Here is a 17,606-nt window from a genome sequence, read left to right as displayed (position 1 = left end):
CGGAGCACCGCCCGCCACTGACCGGGGTGCTCACCGCGCTGTCCCTGTCCGTGCTGCTGCCCGCGCTGGGCACCAGCGTCGCCAACATCGGCCTGCCGGCCGTGGCGACGGCCTTCGACGCCCCGTTCAACCAGGTGCAGTGGGTGGTGATCGCCTACCTCCTCGCCCTCACGACGGTGATCGTCGGGGCCGGGCGGCTCGGCGACCTCGCCGGCCGGCGTCGGCTGCTGCTGGGCGGCGTAGCCGTCTTCACCCTCGCGACGCTGCTGTGCGGTCTCGCGCCGAACCTGCCCGTGCTGATCGCCGGCCGGGCGCTCCAGGGGGCCGGTGCCGCGTGCATGATGGCGCTGAGCATGGCGTTCGTCGGCGAGACGGTGCCGCCGGACCGGACCGGCCGGGTCATGGGGCTGCTCGGCACGATGTCGGCCGTCGGCACGGCGCTCGGGCCGTCCCTCGGCGGAGTCCTGATCGCGGCGTTCGGCTGGCGCGCCATCTTCCTCGCCGCCGTGCCGCTCGGCGTCCTCGCGTACGTGCTCGCGCACCGCGTCCTGCCCGGCCCCGCGCCGACGCCGCGCGCCGCACGCCCCCGGTTCGACGTCGTGGGCATGGCCTTGCTGGCGGTCACCCTGGGCGCCTACGCGCTGGCGATGACGGTGGGGGACGACCCGTTCGGCCCGGTCGCCGCGGGCCTGCTCACCGCCTCGGCGATCGGCCTCGTCCTGTTCGTCGCGGCCGAGCGCCGGGCGTCGTCCCCGCTGGTCGCCCTCTCGACCTTCCGCGACCCCGTCCTGGCCGCCGGCCTGGCCACCAGCGCCCTGGTCTCGACGGTCCTGATGACGACCCTCGTCGTGGGCCCCTTCCACCTGGCCCTGGCGCTCGGCCTCGACCAGGCACTGGTCGGGCTGGTGATGTCGGCGGGCCCGGTGGTGGCAGCCCTCGTCGGCGTCCCGGCCGGCCGGGCCACCGACCGTTCCGGGACCGGAGTCGTGGTGGTCGTGGGGCTGTCCGGCATCATCGCCGGCACCGCGGTGCTGGCCGTGGTGCCGGTGGCGGCCGGTGTCCTCGGATACGTCGTGCCCCTGGTCGCCGTCACGGCGAGCTACGCGCTGTTCCAGGCGGCCAACAACACCGCGGTCATCAAGCACGTGGCGCCGGACCGGCGCGGCGTGGTGTCGGGCATGCTGAACCTCTCCCGGAACCTCGGTCTCATGACGGGCGCGTCGGTGATGGGCGCGGTGTTCGGCTCCGCCACCGGTGACGTCACCGCGGCAGCGTCGGCGGACGTGGCCCGCGGAACGCACCGGACGTTCGCGGTCGCCGCCCTGCTCGTGGCCGTCGGCCTGGCCGTGGTCCTGGCCCTCCGGCCGCGTTCCCCGCGCTGAGGCCGCTCAGGCGTCCGAGGCGGGCAGGGCGGCGGGTTCCGAGTCGGACAGGTTCTCCGGCAGCCTCAGGCCCTCGTGGAGCGGCACGAGCTCGGACTGCAGCACGAGTGCCGCCCCGCCGATCGCCGACGCCGTGGCGGCCGAACGGGACAGCCGTACGTCGACGCCGTGCGCCGCGCGGGAGAAGAACGCGCGGTCGAGCTCGTCCCGCACCACCGGCAGGTAGACCGAGCCGGCGATGGCGAAGCTCGGCCCGGTGAGCACCAGGACCTCCAGGTCCATGATGTTCGCCAGCGTCCGCGCCGCCACGGCGACGTACCGCGCCGAGCGCTCCAGGATGGCCGTCGCCGACGGGTCGCCCCGCCGTGCCGCCCGGCTCACGGCGGCGAAGTCGGACGACACCGACCGCGACCGGCCGGTCAGCCCGGCCGCGCTCGCCAGCGCCGCGTCCGCGCGGGCCGCCGCCACCACGGTCGCCGGACCGGCCAGCGCCTCGACGCAGCCGCGCGCGCCGCACCAGCACTCCGGCCCGTTCGCGTCCACGCAGATGTGGCCGATCTCGCCGGCGTTCCCGCTGGTCCCGCGGTAGGTGATGCCGTTGATGACGATGCCCGCGCCGATGCCCGTGCCCATGTAGAGGGCCGCCGAGATGGCCGTGCCGCCGATGCCGCCGGACCAGTGCTCGCCCAGCGCCGCCGCGGTCGCGTCGTTGTCGAGCACCACGGGCAGGCTCGTGGCCTGCTGCAACGCCTGGTCGAGCGGGAAGTCCTCCCACTTGCGCATGGCGGGCGGGGTCAGGCCCATGCCGGTGTTCGAGCTGAACGGCCCCGGTGACACGAGCCCCAGGCCGAGCACCCGCTGGTGGTCGACGCCGACGCTGGCGATCAGGCCCTCCACCTCGGCCGCCATCCGCGCCACGACGGTCCGCGGCTCGGCCCCGCCCGCGCCCGCCCGCGAGATGCGCGCGACGACGGAGCCGCCCAGATTGGTCAGCACGTACGTGATGCCCGCGTGGTCGAGGTGCACGCCGACGGCGTACCGGGAGGAGTGGTTGAGCTGCAGCAGCACGCGTCGCTTGCCGCCGGTCGACTCCGCCCGACCGGTCTCCACGACCAGGCCCTCGTCGATGAGCTTGCGGACGACGGTGGAGATGGTGGCGCCGGTGAAGCCGGTGGCGTTGATCAGGCCGACGCGGCTGATGGTGCCCGCCGCGCGGATCACGTCGAGCACCGCCGACTTGCTGCTCGCGTGCTGCGTCGCCCGCGCCGGTCCGCTCACGTGGTCCCCCGCGTCTTAGTTCGTTCGCCGGTCGAAGGGTAGCAACTTGACCGGCAGATGACGCCGAGGTGTTGACTTCGTTTCTTCGATGACTTAACAATCTGCCTCAACGCGGGACCGCGGCCGGTCTCGGGCCACGAGAGGAATCGACGATGTTCCTGAAGGCAAGGCGCTTCTCACGGGCGCGCACGGCGGCGGCCGGACTGGCCGCGGTCGCCATGCTCGCAACCGCGTGTGGCGGATCGAGCGCGGGCAACGACGAGAACAAGGACACGCTGATCGTGTACACCGGCCAGTCCGGTGACTGGCAGCTGAACTTCAACCCGTTCTCTCCGACCCAGATCGAGGGCCCTGGCACGATCTTCGAGCCGCTGTTCTTCTTCAACAACATCCGCGACGTCGAGCCGAGGCCCCGCCTGGGCAAGAGTTTCCAGTGGAACGAGGACGGCACCCGGCTGGACGTCGAGCTCCGCGACGACGCCAAGTGGACCGACGGGCAGAAGTTCACCGCCAAGGACGTCGTCTTCACCCTCGACATGGTCTCCAAGAACGCGACGATGAACAGCACCGGCTACAAGGGCGTCGCGACCGCGGTCGACGACACCCACGTGTCGATCAAGTTCACCGAGCCGTCCTACATGGAGGGCCCGCAGGTGCTCGGCCGGATCTGGATGGTCCCGGAGCACAAGTGGAAGGACATCGCGACCCCGTCGACCGATGTCATCAAGGAACCCGTCGGCACCGGCCCGTTCATGCTGGACGAGTTCAAGGGCCAGGCGTTCACGCTCAAGGCGAACCCGGACTACCACTCCGGCGCGCCCGCGCTGAAGAAGGTCCGCTACCTGGCGCTGTCGGGCAACCAGTCCGGTGAGGCCGCGCTGAAGCAGGGCCAGATCGACTGGCAGACCGGCCCCGTCCCGGACATCGCCAACGTCGAGAAGAACTACCCGGGCTACAAGGCCGTCACCATCCCGATGAACCAGGTCGCCCTCTTCACCTGCTCGAACGCGGACCTCGGCTGCCAGGGCCCGCAGACCGACGTGGCCGTGCGCAAGGCGATCTACTACGCGCTCAACCGCACCCAGATCAACGCGCTGGCCTTCGAGAACACGGCGAGCGAGGTGTCGCCGGGCGCCGCGCTGCTGGAGCGCGACAAGGACCAGGTCTCCTCGAAGCTGAAGGAGAAGACGGCCCCGATGCAGCCGGACGAGGCCAAGGCCACGCAGCTGCTGGAGGCCGCCGGCTACACCAAGGGCGGCGACGGGACCTACCAGAAGGACGGCAAGCCGCTGGCCATGACCCTCAAGGTCGTCGCCGGCTGGACCGACTACATCACCGCCGTCGACACGATGAGCCAGCAGCTGCAGAAGGTCGGCATCAAGGTCACCGCGCAGCAGGTCTCCTGGAACGAGTGGTCCGACGCGCGCGGTCGCGGCCAGTTCGAGCTGCTGATCGACTCGCTGCACCAGGGCCCGGCCCCGGACCCGTTCTACAACGCGTCGTACTTCTTCAGCACCGCGACCACGGCCAAGGTCGGCGAGGTGGCGAACCCGAACTTCTCCCGGTTCTCCAACCCCGACGTGGACGCCGCGCTCACCGCGCTGAAGGGCGTCGACCCCGAGGACGCCGCCGCGCGCCAGCCGTACCTGGACACGATCCAGACCGAGATCGAGGAGTCGATCCCGTACATCCCGGTCCTGACCGGCGGCACGACCAGCGAGTACAACGCCAAGAAGTTCACGGGCTGGCCCACGAAGGACGACCTCTACGCGTTCCCCGCCGTCTGGGCGCGCCCCGAGGCCTCCGAGGTCTACCTGAAGCTCAAGCCGGCCGGCCAGTGATCGACTGAGTGACCGATAGGCGGACCGATGAGGTACTACGCCCGAAAGTTCGCGTTCTACCTGGTCGCCCTCTGGGCGGCGCTGACGCTGAACTTCTTCATCCCGAGGCTCATGCCGGGCAACCCGGTGGACATCCTCATGGCGAAGCTCGCGCAACGCGGCGGAACCGTGGACCCGTCGGCCCGCAGGGCGTACGAACTGCTGCTCGGCACGAACAGCGGGGAGTCGCTCTTCCAGCAGTACGTCTCGTACCTGGGCAACATGTTCCGCGGTGATCTGGGCATCTCGGTGAGCTCCTTCCCGACACCGGTGTCCCAGATCATCGCGGAAGCCCTGCCCTGGACCCTGATGCTCGTCGGCATCGCGACGTTCCTGTCGTTCGCCCTCGGCATCGTCCTGGGCACGTTCGTCGGCTGGCGGCGCGGCACCTGGCTCGACAGCCTGGTGCCCGCCACCACCGTCCTGGCCGCCGTGCCGTACTTCTGGCTGGCCCTGATCCTGGTCGCGGTGCTGTCCTCGGCGTGGGGCTGGTTCCCGCTGCAGGGCGGCTACGACGTCATCCTGTCGCCGGGCTGGAACGCCGACTTCATCGGCTCGGCGATCTACTACGGCACGCTGCCCGCGCTGACCATCGTGATCTCGTCGGTCGGCGGTTGGCTGCTCGGCATGCGCAACATGATGGTGTCCGCGACCTCCGAGGACTACGTGCTCACCGCCAAGGCCAAGGGCCTGCGCGACTCCCGGATCATGATCAAGTACGCGGCCCGCAACGCGGTGCTGCCGTCCGTGGCCGGCTTCGCGATCTCGCTCGGGTTCGTCGTGGCCGGCTCCATCATCACCGAGCAGGTGTTCTCGTACCCCGGCATCGGGTCGAAGCTCCTGCAGGCGGTGCAGAACAACGACTACGCCCTCATGCAGGGCATCTTCCTCGTGATCACGGTCGCCGTGCTCGGCGCGAACCTCGTGGTCGACCTGCTGTACGCCGTCATCGACCCGCGCACCCGCGTCAGCGGCTGAGAAGGAGGACGGACACCGTGACCAACCTCAGTGCTGTCACCGTCGAAGCCCCGCGCGGACGGGCCGGCTGGCGGTCCATGCTGCCGCGCTGGTCGCCGAAGCTCGGCGTCGGCCTGTTCCTGATCGCCCTGATCACGTTCATCGGCGTGATCGGACCGCTGCTGGTGGGCGACCCGAACACGATCCGCGACATCAGCCTGACGCCGCCGGGCGGCGAGTTCTGGCTGGGCACCACGCTGACCGGCCAGGACATCGTGGCGCAGCTCGCGCACGCCACCCGCGGCTCGCTCTACATCGGCCTGCTCGTGGGCGTGATGGCGACCGCGCTGTCGGCGCTGTTCGGCATCGTCGGCAGCTACATCGGCGGGTACGTGGACGAGGGCTTCTCCTTGTTCTCCAACGTGATGCTGGTGATCCCCGGCCTGCCGCTGGTGATCGTCATCTCCGCGTTCGTGCCCGCCGACCAGCGCGGCTCGTGGACGATCGCGGTGGTGCTGGCGATCACCGGCTGGGCCGCGTCGGCCCGCGTGCTGCGCGCGCAGACGTTGTCCCTGCGCAACCGCGACTACGTGGCCGCGGCCAAGGTGTCGGGCGAGAAGCCGTGGCGCGTCATCACGGTCGAGATCCTGCCGAACCTGCTGCCGCTGCTGGCCTCGCAGTTCGTCTTCTCGGTGATCTACGCGATCCTGAGCGAGGCCGGCCTGTCGTTCCTCGGCCTGGGCGCGTCCAACTCGTCCACGCTCGGCACGATGCTCTACTACGCGCAGAACGGCTTCGCGCTGCAACGCGAGGCGTGGTGGTGGTTCGTGCCGCCGGGCCTGATCATCGCCCTGTTCGGCTGCGGCCTGGCGCTGGTGAACTTCAGCATCGACGAGATCATCAACCCGAAGCTGCGGGACATCCCGCGGCGCGCCACGGCGGAGGTTGTGCGGCAGCCGGCGCCGGTCGGGCGCACGGACGACGACGTGGTGCTCACCGTCAACGACCTGTCCGTCGTCTACCAGGTGGAGAACCCGGTGCACGCGGTCAAGGACGTGTCGATCACGTTGCGGCGCGGGGAGATCCTCGGCCTGGCCGGCGAGTCCGGCTGCGGCAAGACGACGCTCGCCTACGCGATCAACCGCCTGCACCGGCCGCCCGCCGAGGTGACCACGGGCTCGGTGACGTTCCACGACCGCGACGGCGACGACGTGGACGTCCTGGCGCTCACGCCGGAGGAGCTGCGGGCGTTCCGCTGGTCGAAGCTGTCGATGGTCTTCCAGGGCGCCATGAACGCGCTGAACCCCGTCATCACGATCCGCGCCCAGCTGGAGGACGTGCTCACCACGCACCGGCCGGAGATGACGAAGGCGCAACGCAAGGCCAAGTGCGAGGAAGTCCTCAGGCTGGTCGGCGTGGACGTGCGGCGGCTCGGCTCCTACCCGCACGAGCTGTCCGGCGGCATGCGGCAGCGGGTGATGATCGCGATGGCGCTGCTCCTCGACCCCCAGGTCATGATCATGGACGAGCCGACGACCGCGCTGGACGTGGTCGTGCAGCGCGGCATCCTGCGCGAGATCCTGCGGCTGCGCGACGAGATCGGCTTCGCCGTCCTGTTCATCACGCACGACCTGCCGCTGCTGCTCGAACTCGCCGACCGCATCGCCGTGATGAAGGAGGGCGAGGTGGTCGAGTACGGCTCCGCGCAGCAGATGTACGAGCAGCCCGCGCACCCCTACACCCGCCAGCTGCTCGACTCGTTCCCCAGCCTGACCGGCGAGCGCGGCGCGTTCGTCCGCTCGGGCGAGCAGATGACGCCGGTCGACCGGTCCGGCGAGCCCACCCCGTCGGGAGGCGTCCGATGACCACGCTGGAAGCGAAGGACCTGGTCAAGGACTTCCACGTCCGGGTGGGCCTGCGCCGCGTCCGGCTGCGCGCGGTGGACCACGTGTCGTTCACGCTCACCCCCGGCCGCACGGTCGCGCTGGTCGGCGAGTCCGGCTCGGGCAAGTCCACGATCGCCCGGATGATCGCCCGGCTGGAGAAGCCCAGCGGCGGCTCCATCACGGTGACCGGCGACGACGGCAAGCGGGTGCCGGAGCGCTCGTACCGGGACCACGTGCAGATGGTGTTCCAGGACCCGTTCGCCTCGCTGAACCCGTTCCACACGATCGAGCACCACCTGGCCCGGCCGCTGAAGCTGCACGGCAGGCCGCACGGCTGGGACGAGGTGGTCCGGCTGCTGGAGCGCGTGTCGCTGCCCGGCCGCGACGTCGCGGGCCGCCGGCCGCACGAGCTGTCCGGCGGTCAGCGGCAGCGCGTGGCCATCGCGCGGGCGCTCGCGCCGGGCGCGAAGGTCGTGGTCGCGGACGAGCCGGTGTCGATGCTCGACGTGTCGATCCGGCTCGGCGTGCTGAACCTGATGGCACGCCTGCAGCGCGAGGAGAACCTCGCCGTCCTCTACATCACGCACGACCTGGCCACCGCGCGGCACTTCTCCGACGACATCCTCGTGCTCTACAAGGGGCGCGTGGTCGAGCGGGGGCCCGCCGACGAGGTGATCCTCAACCCGCAGCACCCGTACACGAAGATCCTCGCCTCCGCCGCGCCGAACCCGGAGGCGCGCGGCCGCGCCGTCGACATCGACCCGGCCGACGTGGAGAAGGCCGGCGCGGCCGCCGCGTACGACCACAACACCGGCGCGTGGGAGGACGTGGTGGCGAAGTGACGGTGACCTGGTCGACCGGCGGTGTCCGGCTGGTGCTGGACGCCGCCGGGGACGGGCCGGTGAGCCTGCGGTCGCTGCGGCCGGACGGCTCGCCGGACGCGCCGCCGGGCGGCGCCGCGGTGCCGCTGGTCGAGGTGCAGGCGCTCGGCCACGGCCGGTTCCCCGGCAGCCACCGCTACGCGGACACCACGATCGGCGCACGGCTGCGGTACCGCGGCCACGAGGCGTCCGGGACCTGGCTGCGGGTCGTGCAGCACGACCCCGTGACCGGGCTGGTGGTGACGTCGGTGTTCGAGGGCGTGCCCGGCGTGCCCGCCGTGCGGACGTGGACGGAGGTCGACGTCGAAGGCGACGGCGAAGTGCGGTTGCAGGCCGTGACATCGCTGTCCACCGGGGCTTTCCTGGCCGACTCGGGCCGTTCGGTGGACGACGTGGACCTGGTGCGCGGCGACTCCGACTGGGTCGCCGAGTCGCGCTGGAGTCGCCGTCCGCTGCGTGAGGTCGGCCTGGTCGCGATGGACCCGGTCGTCCACCACCACGCGTCCCGCAGCCGGTTCGCGCTCACGTCCCGCAGCTCGTGGTCGACCGGCGAGCACCTGCCGACCGGCGTGCTCGTGGCGCGGGACGACAGCTGGGCGCTGGCCTGGCAGGTCGAGCACAACGGCGCGTGGCACTGGGAGGTCGGCGAGACCGTGACCGGCGCGTACGTGGCCGTCCTGGGGCCGACGGACGCCGAGCACCAGTGGTCGCGCGTGGTGACGGCCGGGGCGGGCTTCACCACCGTGCCGGTGTCGGTGGCGGTCGTCGCCGGCGGCGTGGACGAGGCGTTCGCCGCGGTGACGCGGCAGCGCCGGGCCACGCTGCGCGACCGCCGCTCGCCCGAGCTGCCGGTGGTCTTCAACGACTACATGAACACGCTCATGGGTGACCCGACCACGGAGAAGCTGCTCCCGCTGATCGACGCGGCGGCCGACGTGGGCGCGGACTATTTCTGCGTGGACGCCGGCTGGTACGACGAGGACGGCCGGTGGTGGGACAGCGTCGGGGAGTGGCGCCCGTCGCGGACCCGGTTCCCCGGCGGGTTCGGCGAGGTCGCCGACCGCATCCGCGAGCGCGGGATGGTGCCCGGCATCTGGCTGGAGCCCGAGGTCGTCGGCGTGCGGTCGCCGCTGGCCGCGTCGCTGCCGGACGAGGCGTTCTTCCAGCGCGACGGCGTGCGGGTGACCGAGCACGGCCGCCACCACCTCGATTTGCGGCACCCCGACGCGGTGCGGCACGTGGACGAGGTCGTGGACCGGCTGGTCGGCGAGTTCGGCGTCGGGTTCATCAAGCTGGACTACAACATCATGCCGGGTCCCGGCAGCGACCTCGGCGGCCTCGCGCCCGGCGACGGCCTGCTCGCCCACAACCGCGCGCACCTCGCGTGGCTGGACGGCGTGCTGACCCGCCACCCGGGGTTGTTGCTGGAGAACTGCGCGTCCGGCGCGATGCGGATGGACTACGCGATGCTGTCTCGGATGCACCTGCAGTCCACGTCGGACCAGCAGAACCCGTTGCTGTACCCGCCGATCGCCGCCGCCGCGCCCGCGTCGGTGCTGCCCGAGCAGGCGGGCAACTGGGCGTACGCGCAGCCGGGCATGTCGGCGTCGGAGGCCGCGTTCACGTTGGCGACCGGCGTGCTGGGCCGCCTCTACCTGGCCGGTCGGGTCGACCTCATGGACGCCGGGCAGCGGGCACTGGTGCGCGAGGCCGTCACCGTCCACAAAGGACTTCGCGCCGACATCGCCGCCTCCGTCCCGTTCTGGCCGCTGGGCCTGACCGACCGCACCGGCCCGTGGGTGGCGCAGGGGTTGCGCGCCGCGGCGGACAGCTACGTGACGGTGTGGCGGCTGCCCGACGCGTCACCGGCCGTCGACCTCCCCGTGCCGCACCTGCGCGAGCGGGACGTCACGGTGTCGCCGGTGTTCCCGGTGACGTCGCCGGAGTGGGCCTTCGAGTGGGACGCGGCGCGAGGGGTGCTGCGTGCCGCTCACGGCGGTGACGCGCCGGCGGTGGTCGTCGTGCGGCTGGGGGCCTGAACCCGTCCGGCCGAGGGCCTGAACCCCTAGGGCAGCCTCGGCTCGACCAGCTCGGCGACCTTCAACGCCGCCGGGCACGGGTCTTCGTCGGGGCTGCCCGAGTTCAGCACGACGTCCACCCGGGACGTCTCGGTGACGCCGATGAAGATCCCGCAGCTGCCGGTCGCGCCCACGGCCTGCTTGGCCTGGTGGCGGCCGATCACGATGTCCTGCACCACGTTGCCGTTCGACTGGACCTCCGCCAGCCCGGACGTGGCCCGGACACCGACGCCGAGCCGCGCCTTCTGCGGCGAGAAGGTGCACACCTTGGCCGACCCCAGCTCCTCCGCCACCGGTTCGGCGCTCTGCGCGCCGGTGACCTGCTCGGCCTCGGCCTTGGTGAGCAGCGTGCACGGGTCGGTGCGGTCCAGCAGGCCGCCTCGGGACGGGCCGACCTGCGGAGCGGTGGCGGCCTGCGACGTTGTGGAGGTCGGCGGGGCCTCGCCGCCGGCCGGGCCACCGCACGAGGTGACCGCGGCCATCGCGACAGCGACGCCGATCAGGACGATTCGTGTGTTCACAGGTTCTTCCTGGTCGGTCAGCTGACGCTTCGTGTCTTGAACGGTAACGAACCACGCCCGACCACCGCTAGACCGCGAAAGCGCGCGGCGGCCGTGAGACCACAGGGGCCCACGACCGCCGTCGGACTTGCGAACGGGTCACACCGCCGTCGCGCGCACCAGCACCAACCGCTCCGGGTACAGCACGGGGGCCTGCACGCCCGCCGTGTCCAGCACCCGACCGGGCAGCGTCACGCCCTCGGGCGTCCACCACGGCAGGAACACGCCCCAGTGGTGCGCGTTGCCGTCCGGCACGTCGCCGGGCGCGAGCGGCCGCACGTGGTACGCGCGGTCCGGCGCGAGGCCGGGCAGGCGCACGGCGCCCGGCGGGTAGAGCTGCGACGTGGCCAGGGCGACGACGGCGAACACGGCGTCCGACCCGTCCTCCGCGACCACGCCGTGCACCTCGACCGCCGGGTCGGGGTGGTCGCCGTGCACGGCCACGCCGGAGTGCAGCAGGGGCCGCAACTCCTTGTACAGCGCCACCCACGACGTCAGCCGCGCGAGGTCGTCCGCGGACGCCTTGGTGAGGTCCCACTCGATCCCGAAGTGCCCGAACAGGGCCGTGCCCGCGCGGAAGTCGACGGGGTGCCGCCGGTGCGTCGTGTGCGACGTCTCGGCGCCCACGTGCGTCCCCATCAGCTCCAACGGGATCAGGGCGTTGGTCCACCGCTGCATCGACTGCCGCTCCAGCGCGTCGATGCAGTCCGACACCCACACCCGGTCCGTGCGCTCCAGGACCTCCAGGTCGACCCGGCCGCCGCCGGACGAGCACGACTCGATCTCCACGCCGGGGTGGCGCCGCCGCAGCTCGTCGAGCAGCCGGTAGACCGCCAGCGTCTGGCCGTGCACGCCCGCGCGCCCGGTCGGCCGGTGCCCCGCGTCCACCAGGTCCCGGTTGTGGTCCCACTTCAGGTACGACACCGGGTACGTGGTCAGCAGGTCGTCCAGCCGTTCCAGGATGTGCTCGAACGCCTCGGGCCGGGCCAGGTCGAGCACCTGCTGGTGCCGGGCCGTGCCGGGCAGCCGGTCGCCCGCCGCCATGATCCAGTCCGGGTGCGCCCGCGCCAGGTCGGAGTCCGGGTTGACCATCTCCGGCTCGACCCAGATGCCGAACTGCATCCCCAGCCCGGTGACGTGGTCGGTCAGCGGCTTCAGGCCGTCCGGCCACACCTCGTCCGACACGTGCCAGTCGCCGAGGCCGCGCCGGTCGTCGCGCCGCGAGCCGAACCAGCCGTCGTCCAGCACGAACCGCTCGCCGCCGACGGCCGCGGCGGCGTCCGCCAGGGCCTTCAGCCGGTCCAGGTCGTGGTCGAAGTACACGGCCTCCCAGGTGTTCACCACGACCGGGCGCGGCGAGGTCGGGTGCCCCGGGCGCGACCTCAGGTGCCGGTGGAACCGGGCGGACACCTCGTCCAGCCCGTGCCCGTGGGAGGCGTACTGCCACGGCGACCGGTACGACTCGCCCGCCGCCAGCACGACCTCGCCGGACAGCAGCAGCTCGCCCGACCCGAGCAGCGACACCGAGTGGTACGTCTTCTCGGCGAACGTCCGGTGGTTGCCCGACCAGGCCGTGTGCACGGCCCAGACCTCGCCCGACCGGTTGCCGAACCCGGCCGTGCCGGCGGCGAACAGGTACGCGGAGTCGTAGCCGGTGCGCCCGGTCCGGTTCTCCCGCACGCGCAGGCCGTGCGTCCACTGGGTGCGCTGGGGACTGCGCTCCCGCGTCCACCGCCCGGTGAAGTCGAGGATCTCGACGGCCTGCGCCGGCACGGGGAGGGTCAGGTTCACCGCGTCGAGGGAGAACGCGGTCGACCCGGTGTTGGTCAGCTCGGCGCGCTGCCGCACGAGCCCGGACGCCGTCAGCTCGACGACCAGTTCCAGCCCGAGCCCGGCGACCTCGTCCACCGCCCGCGCGACCACGCGGCCGCCACCGGTCGCGCCGGCCGTCTCGTCCACCGACACCACCCGGAACGCGGTCGAGAAGTCACGGCCGGCGCGGTTGCCGATGATTCCCGGCGTGCCGAGCCAGCCGGCGGACTGCTCCGGCAGCACGGCCACGTCGACCGCGCCGTCCACGGAGTAGCCGATGGGGTGCGGCCGCTGGGACAGGAGCAGTCCCGCCAGCGCGTCCGGGTCGAGTTCGCCGAGGTCGGAGCCCCAATGGCGAACCCGGGGGAGGGTGCCCCCGGAGAAGTCGAGCACCAGGCTCACACCCGCTGCCCGCAGGTGCGTCACGTCTGCCACTTGTGGTCTTCCTCTCTGGCGGTGAACCTCGTTGACTTACTTTAGTTGCTGGCGTAAGAATCGCCATACCTTGATTGTCACACGGCAGTAACCCACCGCCGCCGCCGGGAAAGAGGAACGATGATCCGTACGACCTTGCACGACGGGTGGCGTTTGAGCGCGGTGGGCGGGCCGATCCCGGCGGCCGTCGCCGACCGCGAGGTGCCCGCGGCGGTGCCCGGCAGCACCCACCTCGACCTCCTGGCGGCGGGTCTCATCCCCGAGCCCTACCTCGACACCAACGAGACCGAGCTGGCGTGGGCGCACCGCGCCGACTGGCGGTACGCCCTCACCTTCGACGCCGAGGCGGCCAAGCCGGGCGAGAAGGTCGAGCTGGCGTTCGACGGCCTCGACACCGTCGCCACGGTCGAGCTGAACGGCCACGTGCTCGGCAGCACCGCCAACATGTTCCGCTCCTACCGGTTCGACGTGCGCGACCACCTCGTGGACGGCGCGAACGACCTGGTCGTCACCTTCCGCTCGGCCCTCTCGCACGCCGAGGAGCAGGAGGCCGCGCTGGGCCACCGCCCCCGTGCCTACCCGCACCCGATGAACGCCGTCCGCAAGATGGCGTGCTCCTTCGGCTGGGACTGGGGCCCCGACCTGCAGACCGCCGGCATCTGGAAGCCGGTCCGGCTGGAGCGCTGGACCGAGGCCCGCCTGCACCGCGTCCGCCCGCTCGTCACGGTGGACGGCAACGGCGTCGGCCGCGTCGAGGTGCACGTCGAGGTCGACCGCGCGCGCGACGCCGAGCTGACCGTGGTGGCCTCCGTGGGCGGCGTCGAGCGCGGCGCCCGCGTCGAGGGCGACACCGGCGTCGTGACCGTGGAGGTCCCGGACGTCGACCTGTGGTGGCCCGTCGGCTACGGCGACCACCCCCTCTACGACCTGCGCGTCGTCCTCCGGGCCGACGGCGAGGACGTGGACCGGGCCGACCGCCGCGTCGGCTTCCGCACCATCACCGTCGACACCGCGCCCGACGAGGTCGGCGCCCCGTTCACGTTCGTCGTGAACGGCAAGCCGGTGTTCGCCAAGGGCGCCAACTGGATCCCGGACGACCACTTCCTGACCAGGATCACGCGTGACCGGCTGGTCCGCCGGGTCGAGCAGGCGATCGACGCGAACATGAACATGCTCCGGATCTGGGGCGGCGGGATCTACGAGACCGAGGACTTCTACGACGTCTGCGACGAGCGCGGAGTGCTGGTGTGGCAGGACTTCCTGTTCGCCTGCGCGGCCTACTCGGAGGAGTCGCCGCTGCGGGAGGAGGTCGAGGCCGAGGCCCGCGAGAACGTCGCCCGGCTCACCTCGCACCCCTCGCTGGCGCTGTGGAACGGCAACAACGAGAACCTGTGGGGCTTCCACGACTGGCAGTGGCAGGAGAGCCTCGACGGCCGCACCTGGGGCCGGGGCTACTACGAGGAGCTGCTGCCCGCGATCGTCGCCGAGCTGGACCCGACCCGGCACTACTCGCCGGGCAGCCCGTACAGCCCCGGCGACCTGCACCCGAACGAGGACACCCACGGCACGCGGCACGAGTGGGAGGTCTGGAACCGGGTCGACTACACCCACTACCGCGACCACACCCCGCGGTTCTGCTCGGAGTTCGGCTTCCAGGGCCCGCCGACCTGGGCGACCCTGACCCGGTGGGTGCACGACGAGCCGATGACGCCCACGTCCCCCGCGTTCCTGCTGCACCAGAAGGCCGACGACGGCAACGGCAAGCTCGACCGCGGCCTGGCGCCGCACCTGCCCGCGCCCGAGGCGTTCGAGGACTGGCACTGGGCGACCCAGCTCAACCAGGCCCGCGCGGTCGCGTTCGGCGTCGAGCACTTCCGCTCCCACTGGCCGCGCACGGCCGGCGCCCTGGTCTGGCAGCTCAACGACTGCTGGCCGGTCACCTCGTGGGCCGCGATCGACGGCGACGAGCGCCCCAAGCCGCTGTACTACGCGCTCAGGCACGCCTTCGCGCCCCGGCTGCTCACCGTCCAGCCGCGCGACGGCGTGGACGCGCTGATCGCCGTCAACGACACCGATGAGGTCTGGACCAGCGACGTCACGCTGGAGCGGCAGACGTTCGCGGGCGACGTGCTGGCGGCGGCTAAACTCCCGCTCGACGTGCCGGCCCGGTCGGTCGCGCAGCTGGAGTTGCCGGCGGACCTGGTCGCGCCGGCCGACCCGAAGGGGGAGGTGCTGGTGGTGAGCACGGCCGACGCGCGCACCGCGCACCTGTTCCTGGAGGACGTGGAGCTGGCCTACGACCCCGCGCCGCTCACCGCCGAGGTGCGCCGCGTGTCCGAGGGCTACCGCGTGGACGTCACCGCGACCTCCTTCGCCCGCGACGTCGCCGTGCTGGCGGACCGGGTCGCCGAGGACGCCGTCACGGACGACGCCCTGATCACCCTCGCCGCCGGGGAGTCGCACTCGTTCCTGGTCCGGACCGCGGCCGAGTCGGTCGACCCGGCCGCGCTCACCGACCGGCTGGTGCTCCGATCGGCCAACAGCCTCAGCGCGGCGCGGACATGACCACCGGCTCCGTCGGCCTCGTCCTGGCCCGCCCCGCGCGGCTGCTGGGCGCGGAGCCGTTCTTCATGGAGTTCATCGCGGGCATCGAGGAGCGGCTCGCCGAGGGCGACCGGTCCGTGCTGCTGCACATCGTCGGGACGCAGGACGCCGAGATCGCCGCCTACCGCAGGTGGGCGGCGGGCGGCGTGGTCGACGCGGTGGTGGTCGTGAACCGCACCGCGGACGACCGCCGCCCGGCGGTGCTGCGGGAGATCGGCCTGCCCGCGCTGTACGTCGGCGAGCCGGACGCGGCGGGCGTCGCCGTGCCCGCGGTCCGCACCGACGACGCGGGCCCCGTGCGCGAAGCCCTCGCGTACCTGCTCGACCTCGGGCACCGGCGCATCGCGCGGGTCAGCGGCCCGGAGTCGTTGCTGCACACCAGGGCCAGGACCGCGGTGCTGCTCGAAGGGTGCGCCGAGGCGGGCATCGAGCCCGTCGTGGTGGAGGGCGACTACTCGGAGGAGTCCGGGGCCAAGCTCACCTCCGCGCTGCTGGACACGCCGGAGCCGCCGACCGCGATCCTCTACGACAACGACGTGATGGCCGTCGCGGGTCTGAACGCCGCCAAGGAGCTGGGCCGCGCCGTGCCGGACCGGCTCAGCCTCGTCGCGTGGGACGACTCGACCCTGTGCCGGCTGGCCACGCCCGCGCTCACCACGATGAGCGTGGACGTCCACCAGTTCGGCGTCACGGTGGCCGAGTCGGTGCTGGAGCTGATCGAGGGCCGCGAGGTCGCCGAGCGCTGGTCGCCGAAGGCCGCGCTCATCCCCAGGCAGAGCACCGGTAAAGGACCAACATGACCTACCAAGCCGCCGAGTCCCGGTACGACGCCATGCCGTACCGGAGGTCCGGTCGCAGCGGGCTCAAGCTGCCCGCCGTGTCGCTCGGCCTGTGGCACAACTTCGGCCACGACCGGCACCTGGACGGCCAGCGGGCCATCCTGCGGCGCGCGTTCGACCTCGGCGTCACGCACTTCGACCTGGCGAACAACTACGGCCCGCCGCCCGGCAGCGCGGAGGAGAACTTCGGCCGCCTGTTCGCCCAGGACTTCCGGGCCCACCGGGACGAGGTCCTGGTGTCCACCAAGGCCGGCTACCACATGTGGAACGGCCCGTACGGCGAGTGGGGCTCCCGCAAGTACCTGATCGGCTCGCTGGACCAGTCGCTGGCCCGGCTCGGCCTGGACTACGTCGACATCTTCTACCACCACCGGCCCGACCCGGACACGCCCGTCGAGGAGACGATGGGCGCGCTGGACGCCGTGGTGCGGCAGGGCAAGGCGCTGTACGTCGGCATCTCGAACTACTCCGCCGAGCAGACGCTGGAAGCCGCGCGGGTGCTGTCCGACCTCGGCACGCCGCTGCTGATCCACCAGCCGTCGTACTCGATGTTCAACCGGTGGGTCGAGGACGGCCTGCTGGACGCGCTGGCGGAGGTGGGCGCGGGCAGCATCGCGTTCTCGCCGCTGGCGCAGGGCGTGCTGACCGACCGCTACCTCGACGGCGTGCCGGAGGGGTCGCGCGCGGCGGGCGCCTCGCCGTTCCTCTCGAAGTCCAACCTGGACGACGAGACGCTGGCGAAGGTCCGGGCGCTGAACGACATCGCGAAGCGGCGCGGGCAGACGCTGGCGCAGCTGGCGATCGCGTGGGTGCTGCGCAACGTCACGTCCGCGCTGATCGGCGCGTCCAGCGTGAAGCAGCTGGAGGACAACGTGGCCGCGACGGCGAACCTCGCGTTCGAGGCGGAGGAGCTGGCCGAGATCGAGAAGCACCTGTGACGGTCGTGGCACGGTGATCCGCGCGGTCCGGGTCGGGTTCGGCCCGCGGGCTGCCGGCCGGGCCGCGCGGGCGTTG

The 17,606-nt window shown here is 72.1% G+C and carries 12 protein-coding genes; 9 read left to right on the top strand and 3 right to left on the bottom strand.

What is annotated here, in order from left to right:
* The first annotated feature begins 26 nt into the window (after positions 1–26).
* Positions 27–1,382, top strand: a complete 1,356-nt coding sequence (locus ACRAKH_RS29635) for an MFS transporter (protein ID WP_380728255.1) — start codon at positions 27–29, stop codon at positions 1,380–1,382.
* A 6-nt stretch (positions 1,383–1,388) separates the two neighbouring features.
* Here ACRAKH_RS29635 and ACRAKH_RS29630 read toward each other — a convergent pair whose 3' ends face one another.
* A complete protein-coding gene (locus ACRAKH_RS29630) occupies positions 1,389–2,660 on the bottom strand; it encodes an ROK family transcriptional regulator (protein WP_447009425.1) in 1,272 nt (423 codons plus the stop codon).
* A 152-nt stretch (positions 2,661–2,812) separates the two neighbouring features.
* Between ACRAKH_RS29630 and ACRAKH_RS29625 the strand changes: the two genes are divergently transcribed.
* Genes ACRAKH_RS29625 through ACRAKH_RS29605 form a run of 5 tightly spaced genes read left to right on the top strand, consistent with a single transcriptional unit; the run spans position 2,813 to position 10,303 of the window.
* Positions 2,813–4,501, top strand: a complete 1,689-nt coding sequence (locus ACRAKH_RS29625) for an ABC transporter substrate-binding protein (protein WP_380720678.1) — start codon at positions 2,813–2,815, stop codon at positions 4,499–4,501.
* 27 nt (positions 4,502–4,528) lie between these two features.
* Positions 4,529–5,518, top strand: a complete 990-nt coding sequence (locus ACRAKH_RS29620; protein ID WP_380720681.1) for an ABC transporter permease — start codon at positions 4,529–4,531, stop codon at positions 5,516–5,518.
* A 17-nt stretch (positions 5,519–5,535) separates the two neighbouring features.
* A complete protein-coding gene (locus ACRAKH_RS29615) occupies positions 5,536–7,362 on the top strand; it encodes a dipeptide/oligopeptide/nickel ABC transporter permease/ATP-binding protein (RefSeq protein ID WP_380720683.1) in 1,827 nt (608 codons plus the stop codon).
* Positions 7,359–8,225: an ABC transporter ATP-binding protein gene (locus tag ACRAKH_RS29610; RefSeq protein ID WP_380720686.1), complete on the top strand. Its 867-nt coding sequence runs from the start codon at positions 7,359–7,361 to the stop codon at positions 8,223–8,225. The genes ACRAKH_RS29615 and ACRAKH_RS29610 overlap by 4 nt, the downstream gene beginning before the upstream one ends.
* The gene (locus ACRAKH_RS29605; RefSeq protein ID WP_380720689.1) at positions 8,222–10,303 is read left to right on the top strand and encodes an alpha-galactosidase; all 2,082 of its coding nucleotides are present in this window, start codon (positions 8,222–8,224) and stop codon (positions 10,301–10,303) included. Before ACRAKH_RS29610 ends, ACRAKH_RS29605 begins: the two co-directional genes overlap by 4 nt.
* 26 nt (positions 10,304–10,329) lie before the next feature.
* On the opposite strand, the gene ACRAKH_RS29600 is transcribed toward ACRAKH_RS29605, so the two are convergent.
* Both ACRAKH_RS29600 and ACRAKH_RS29595 read right to left on the bottom strand, forming a co-directional pair.
* A complete protein-coding gene (locus ACRAKH_RS29600; protein ID WP_380720692.1) occupies positions 10,330–10,863 on the bottom strand; it encodes a DUF3558 domain-containing protein in 534 nt (177 codons plus the stop codon).
* Between the two features lie 138 nt (positions 10,864–11,001).
* Positions 11,002–13,149, bottom strand: a complete 2,148-nt coding sequence (locus tag ACRAKH_RS29595; RefSeq protein WP_380720695.1) for an alpha-galactosidase — start codon at positions 13,147–13,149, stop codon at positions 11,002–11,004.
* A gap of 120 nt (positions 13,150–13,269) precedes the next feature.
* Here ACRAKH_RS29595 and ACRAKH_RS29590 point away from each other — a divergent pair, with 120 nt between their 5' ends.
* The 3 genes from ACRAKH_RS29590 to mgrA are packed head-to-tail and all read left to right on the top strand — an operon-like array spanning position 13,270 to position 17,530.
* On the top strand, positions 13,270–15,714 hold the full coding sequence (locus tag ACRAKH_RS29590; protein WP_380720697.1) for a glycoside hydrolase family 2 protein: 2,445 nt from the start codon (positions 13,270–13,272) through the stop codon (positions 15,712–15,714).
* Entirely contained in the window at positions 15,711–16,553 is an 843-nt protein-coding gene (locus ACRAKH_RS29585; protein ID WP_380720700.1) for a LacI family DNA-binding transcriptional regulator, read from the top strand. The genes ACRAKH_RS29590 and ACRAKH_RS29585 overlap by 4 nt, the downstream gene beginning before the upstream one ends.
* A complete protein-coding gene (gene mgrA / locus ACRAKH_RS29580) occupies positions 16,550–17,530 on the top strand; it encodes an L-glyceraldehyde 3-phosphate reductase (RefSeq protein ID WP_380720703.1) in 981 nt (326 codons plus the stop codon). Before ACRAKH_RS29585 ends, mgrA begins: the two co-directional genes overlap by 4 nt.
* The last annotated feature ends 76 nt before the right edge of the window (positions 17,531–17,606 follow it).

It is taken from the genome of Saccharothrix hoggarensis (assembly GCF_052936025.1).
This window is presented reverse-complemented; position numbering and strand designations above follow the sequence as displayed.

Excerpts from the sequence above, each read along its gene's own strand:
- ACRAKH_RS29625 (WP_380720678.1), top strand. The coding sequence starts at position 2,813 with ATGTTCCTGAAGGCAAGGCGCTTCTCACGGGCGCGCACGGCGGCGGCC.
- ACRAKH_RS29620 (WP_380720681.1), top strand. The coding sequence starts at position 4,529 with ATGAGGTACTACGCCCGAAAGTTCGCGTTCTACCTGGTCGCCCTCTGG.
- ACRAKH_RS29610 (WP_380720686.1), top strand. The coding sequence starts at position 7,359 with ATGACCACGCTGGAAGCGAAGGACCTGGTCAAGGACTTCCACGTCCGG.
- ACRAKH_RS29590 (WP_380720697.1), top strand. The coding sequence starts at position 13,270 with ATGATCCGTACGACCTTGCACGACGGGTGGCGTTTGAGCGCGGTGGGC.
- ACRAKH_RS29585 (WP_380720700.1), top strand. The coding sequence starts at position 15,711 with ATGACCACCGGCTCCGTCGGCCTCGTCCTGGCCCGCCCCGCGCGGCTG.
- mgrA (WP_380720703.1), top strand. The coding sequence starts at position 16,550 with ATGACCTACCAAGCCGCCGAGTCCCGGTACGACGCCATGCCGTACCGG.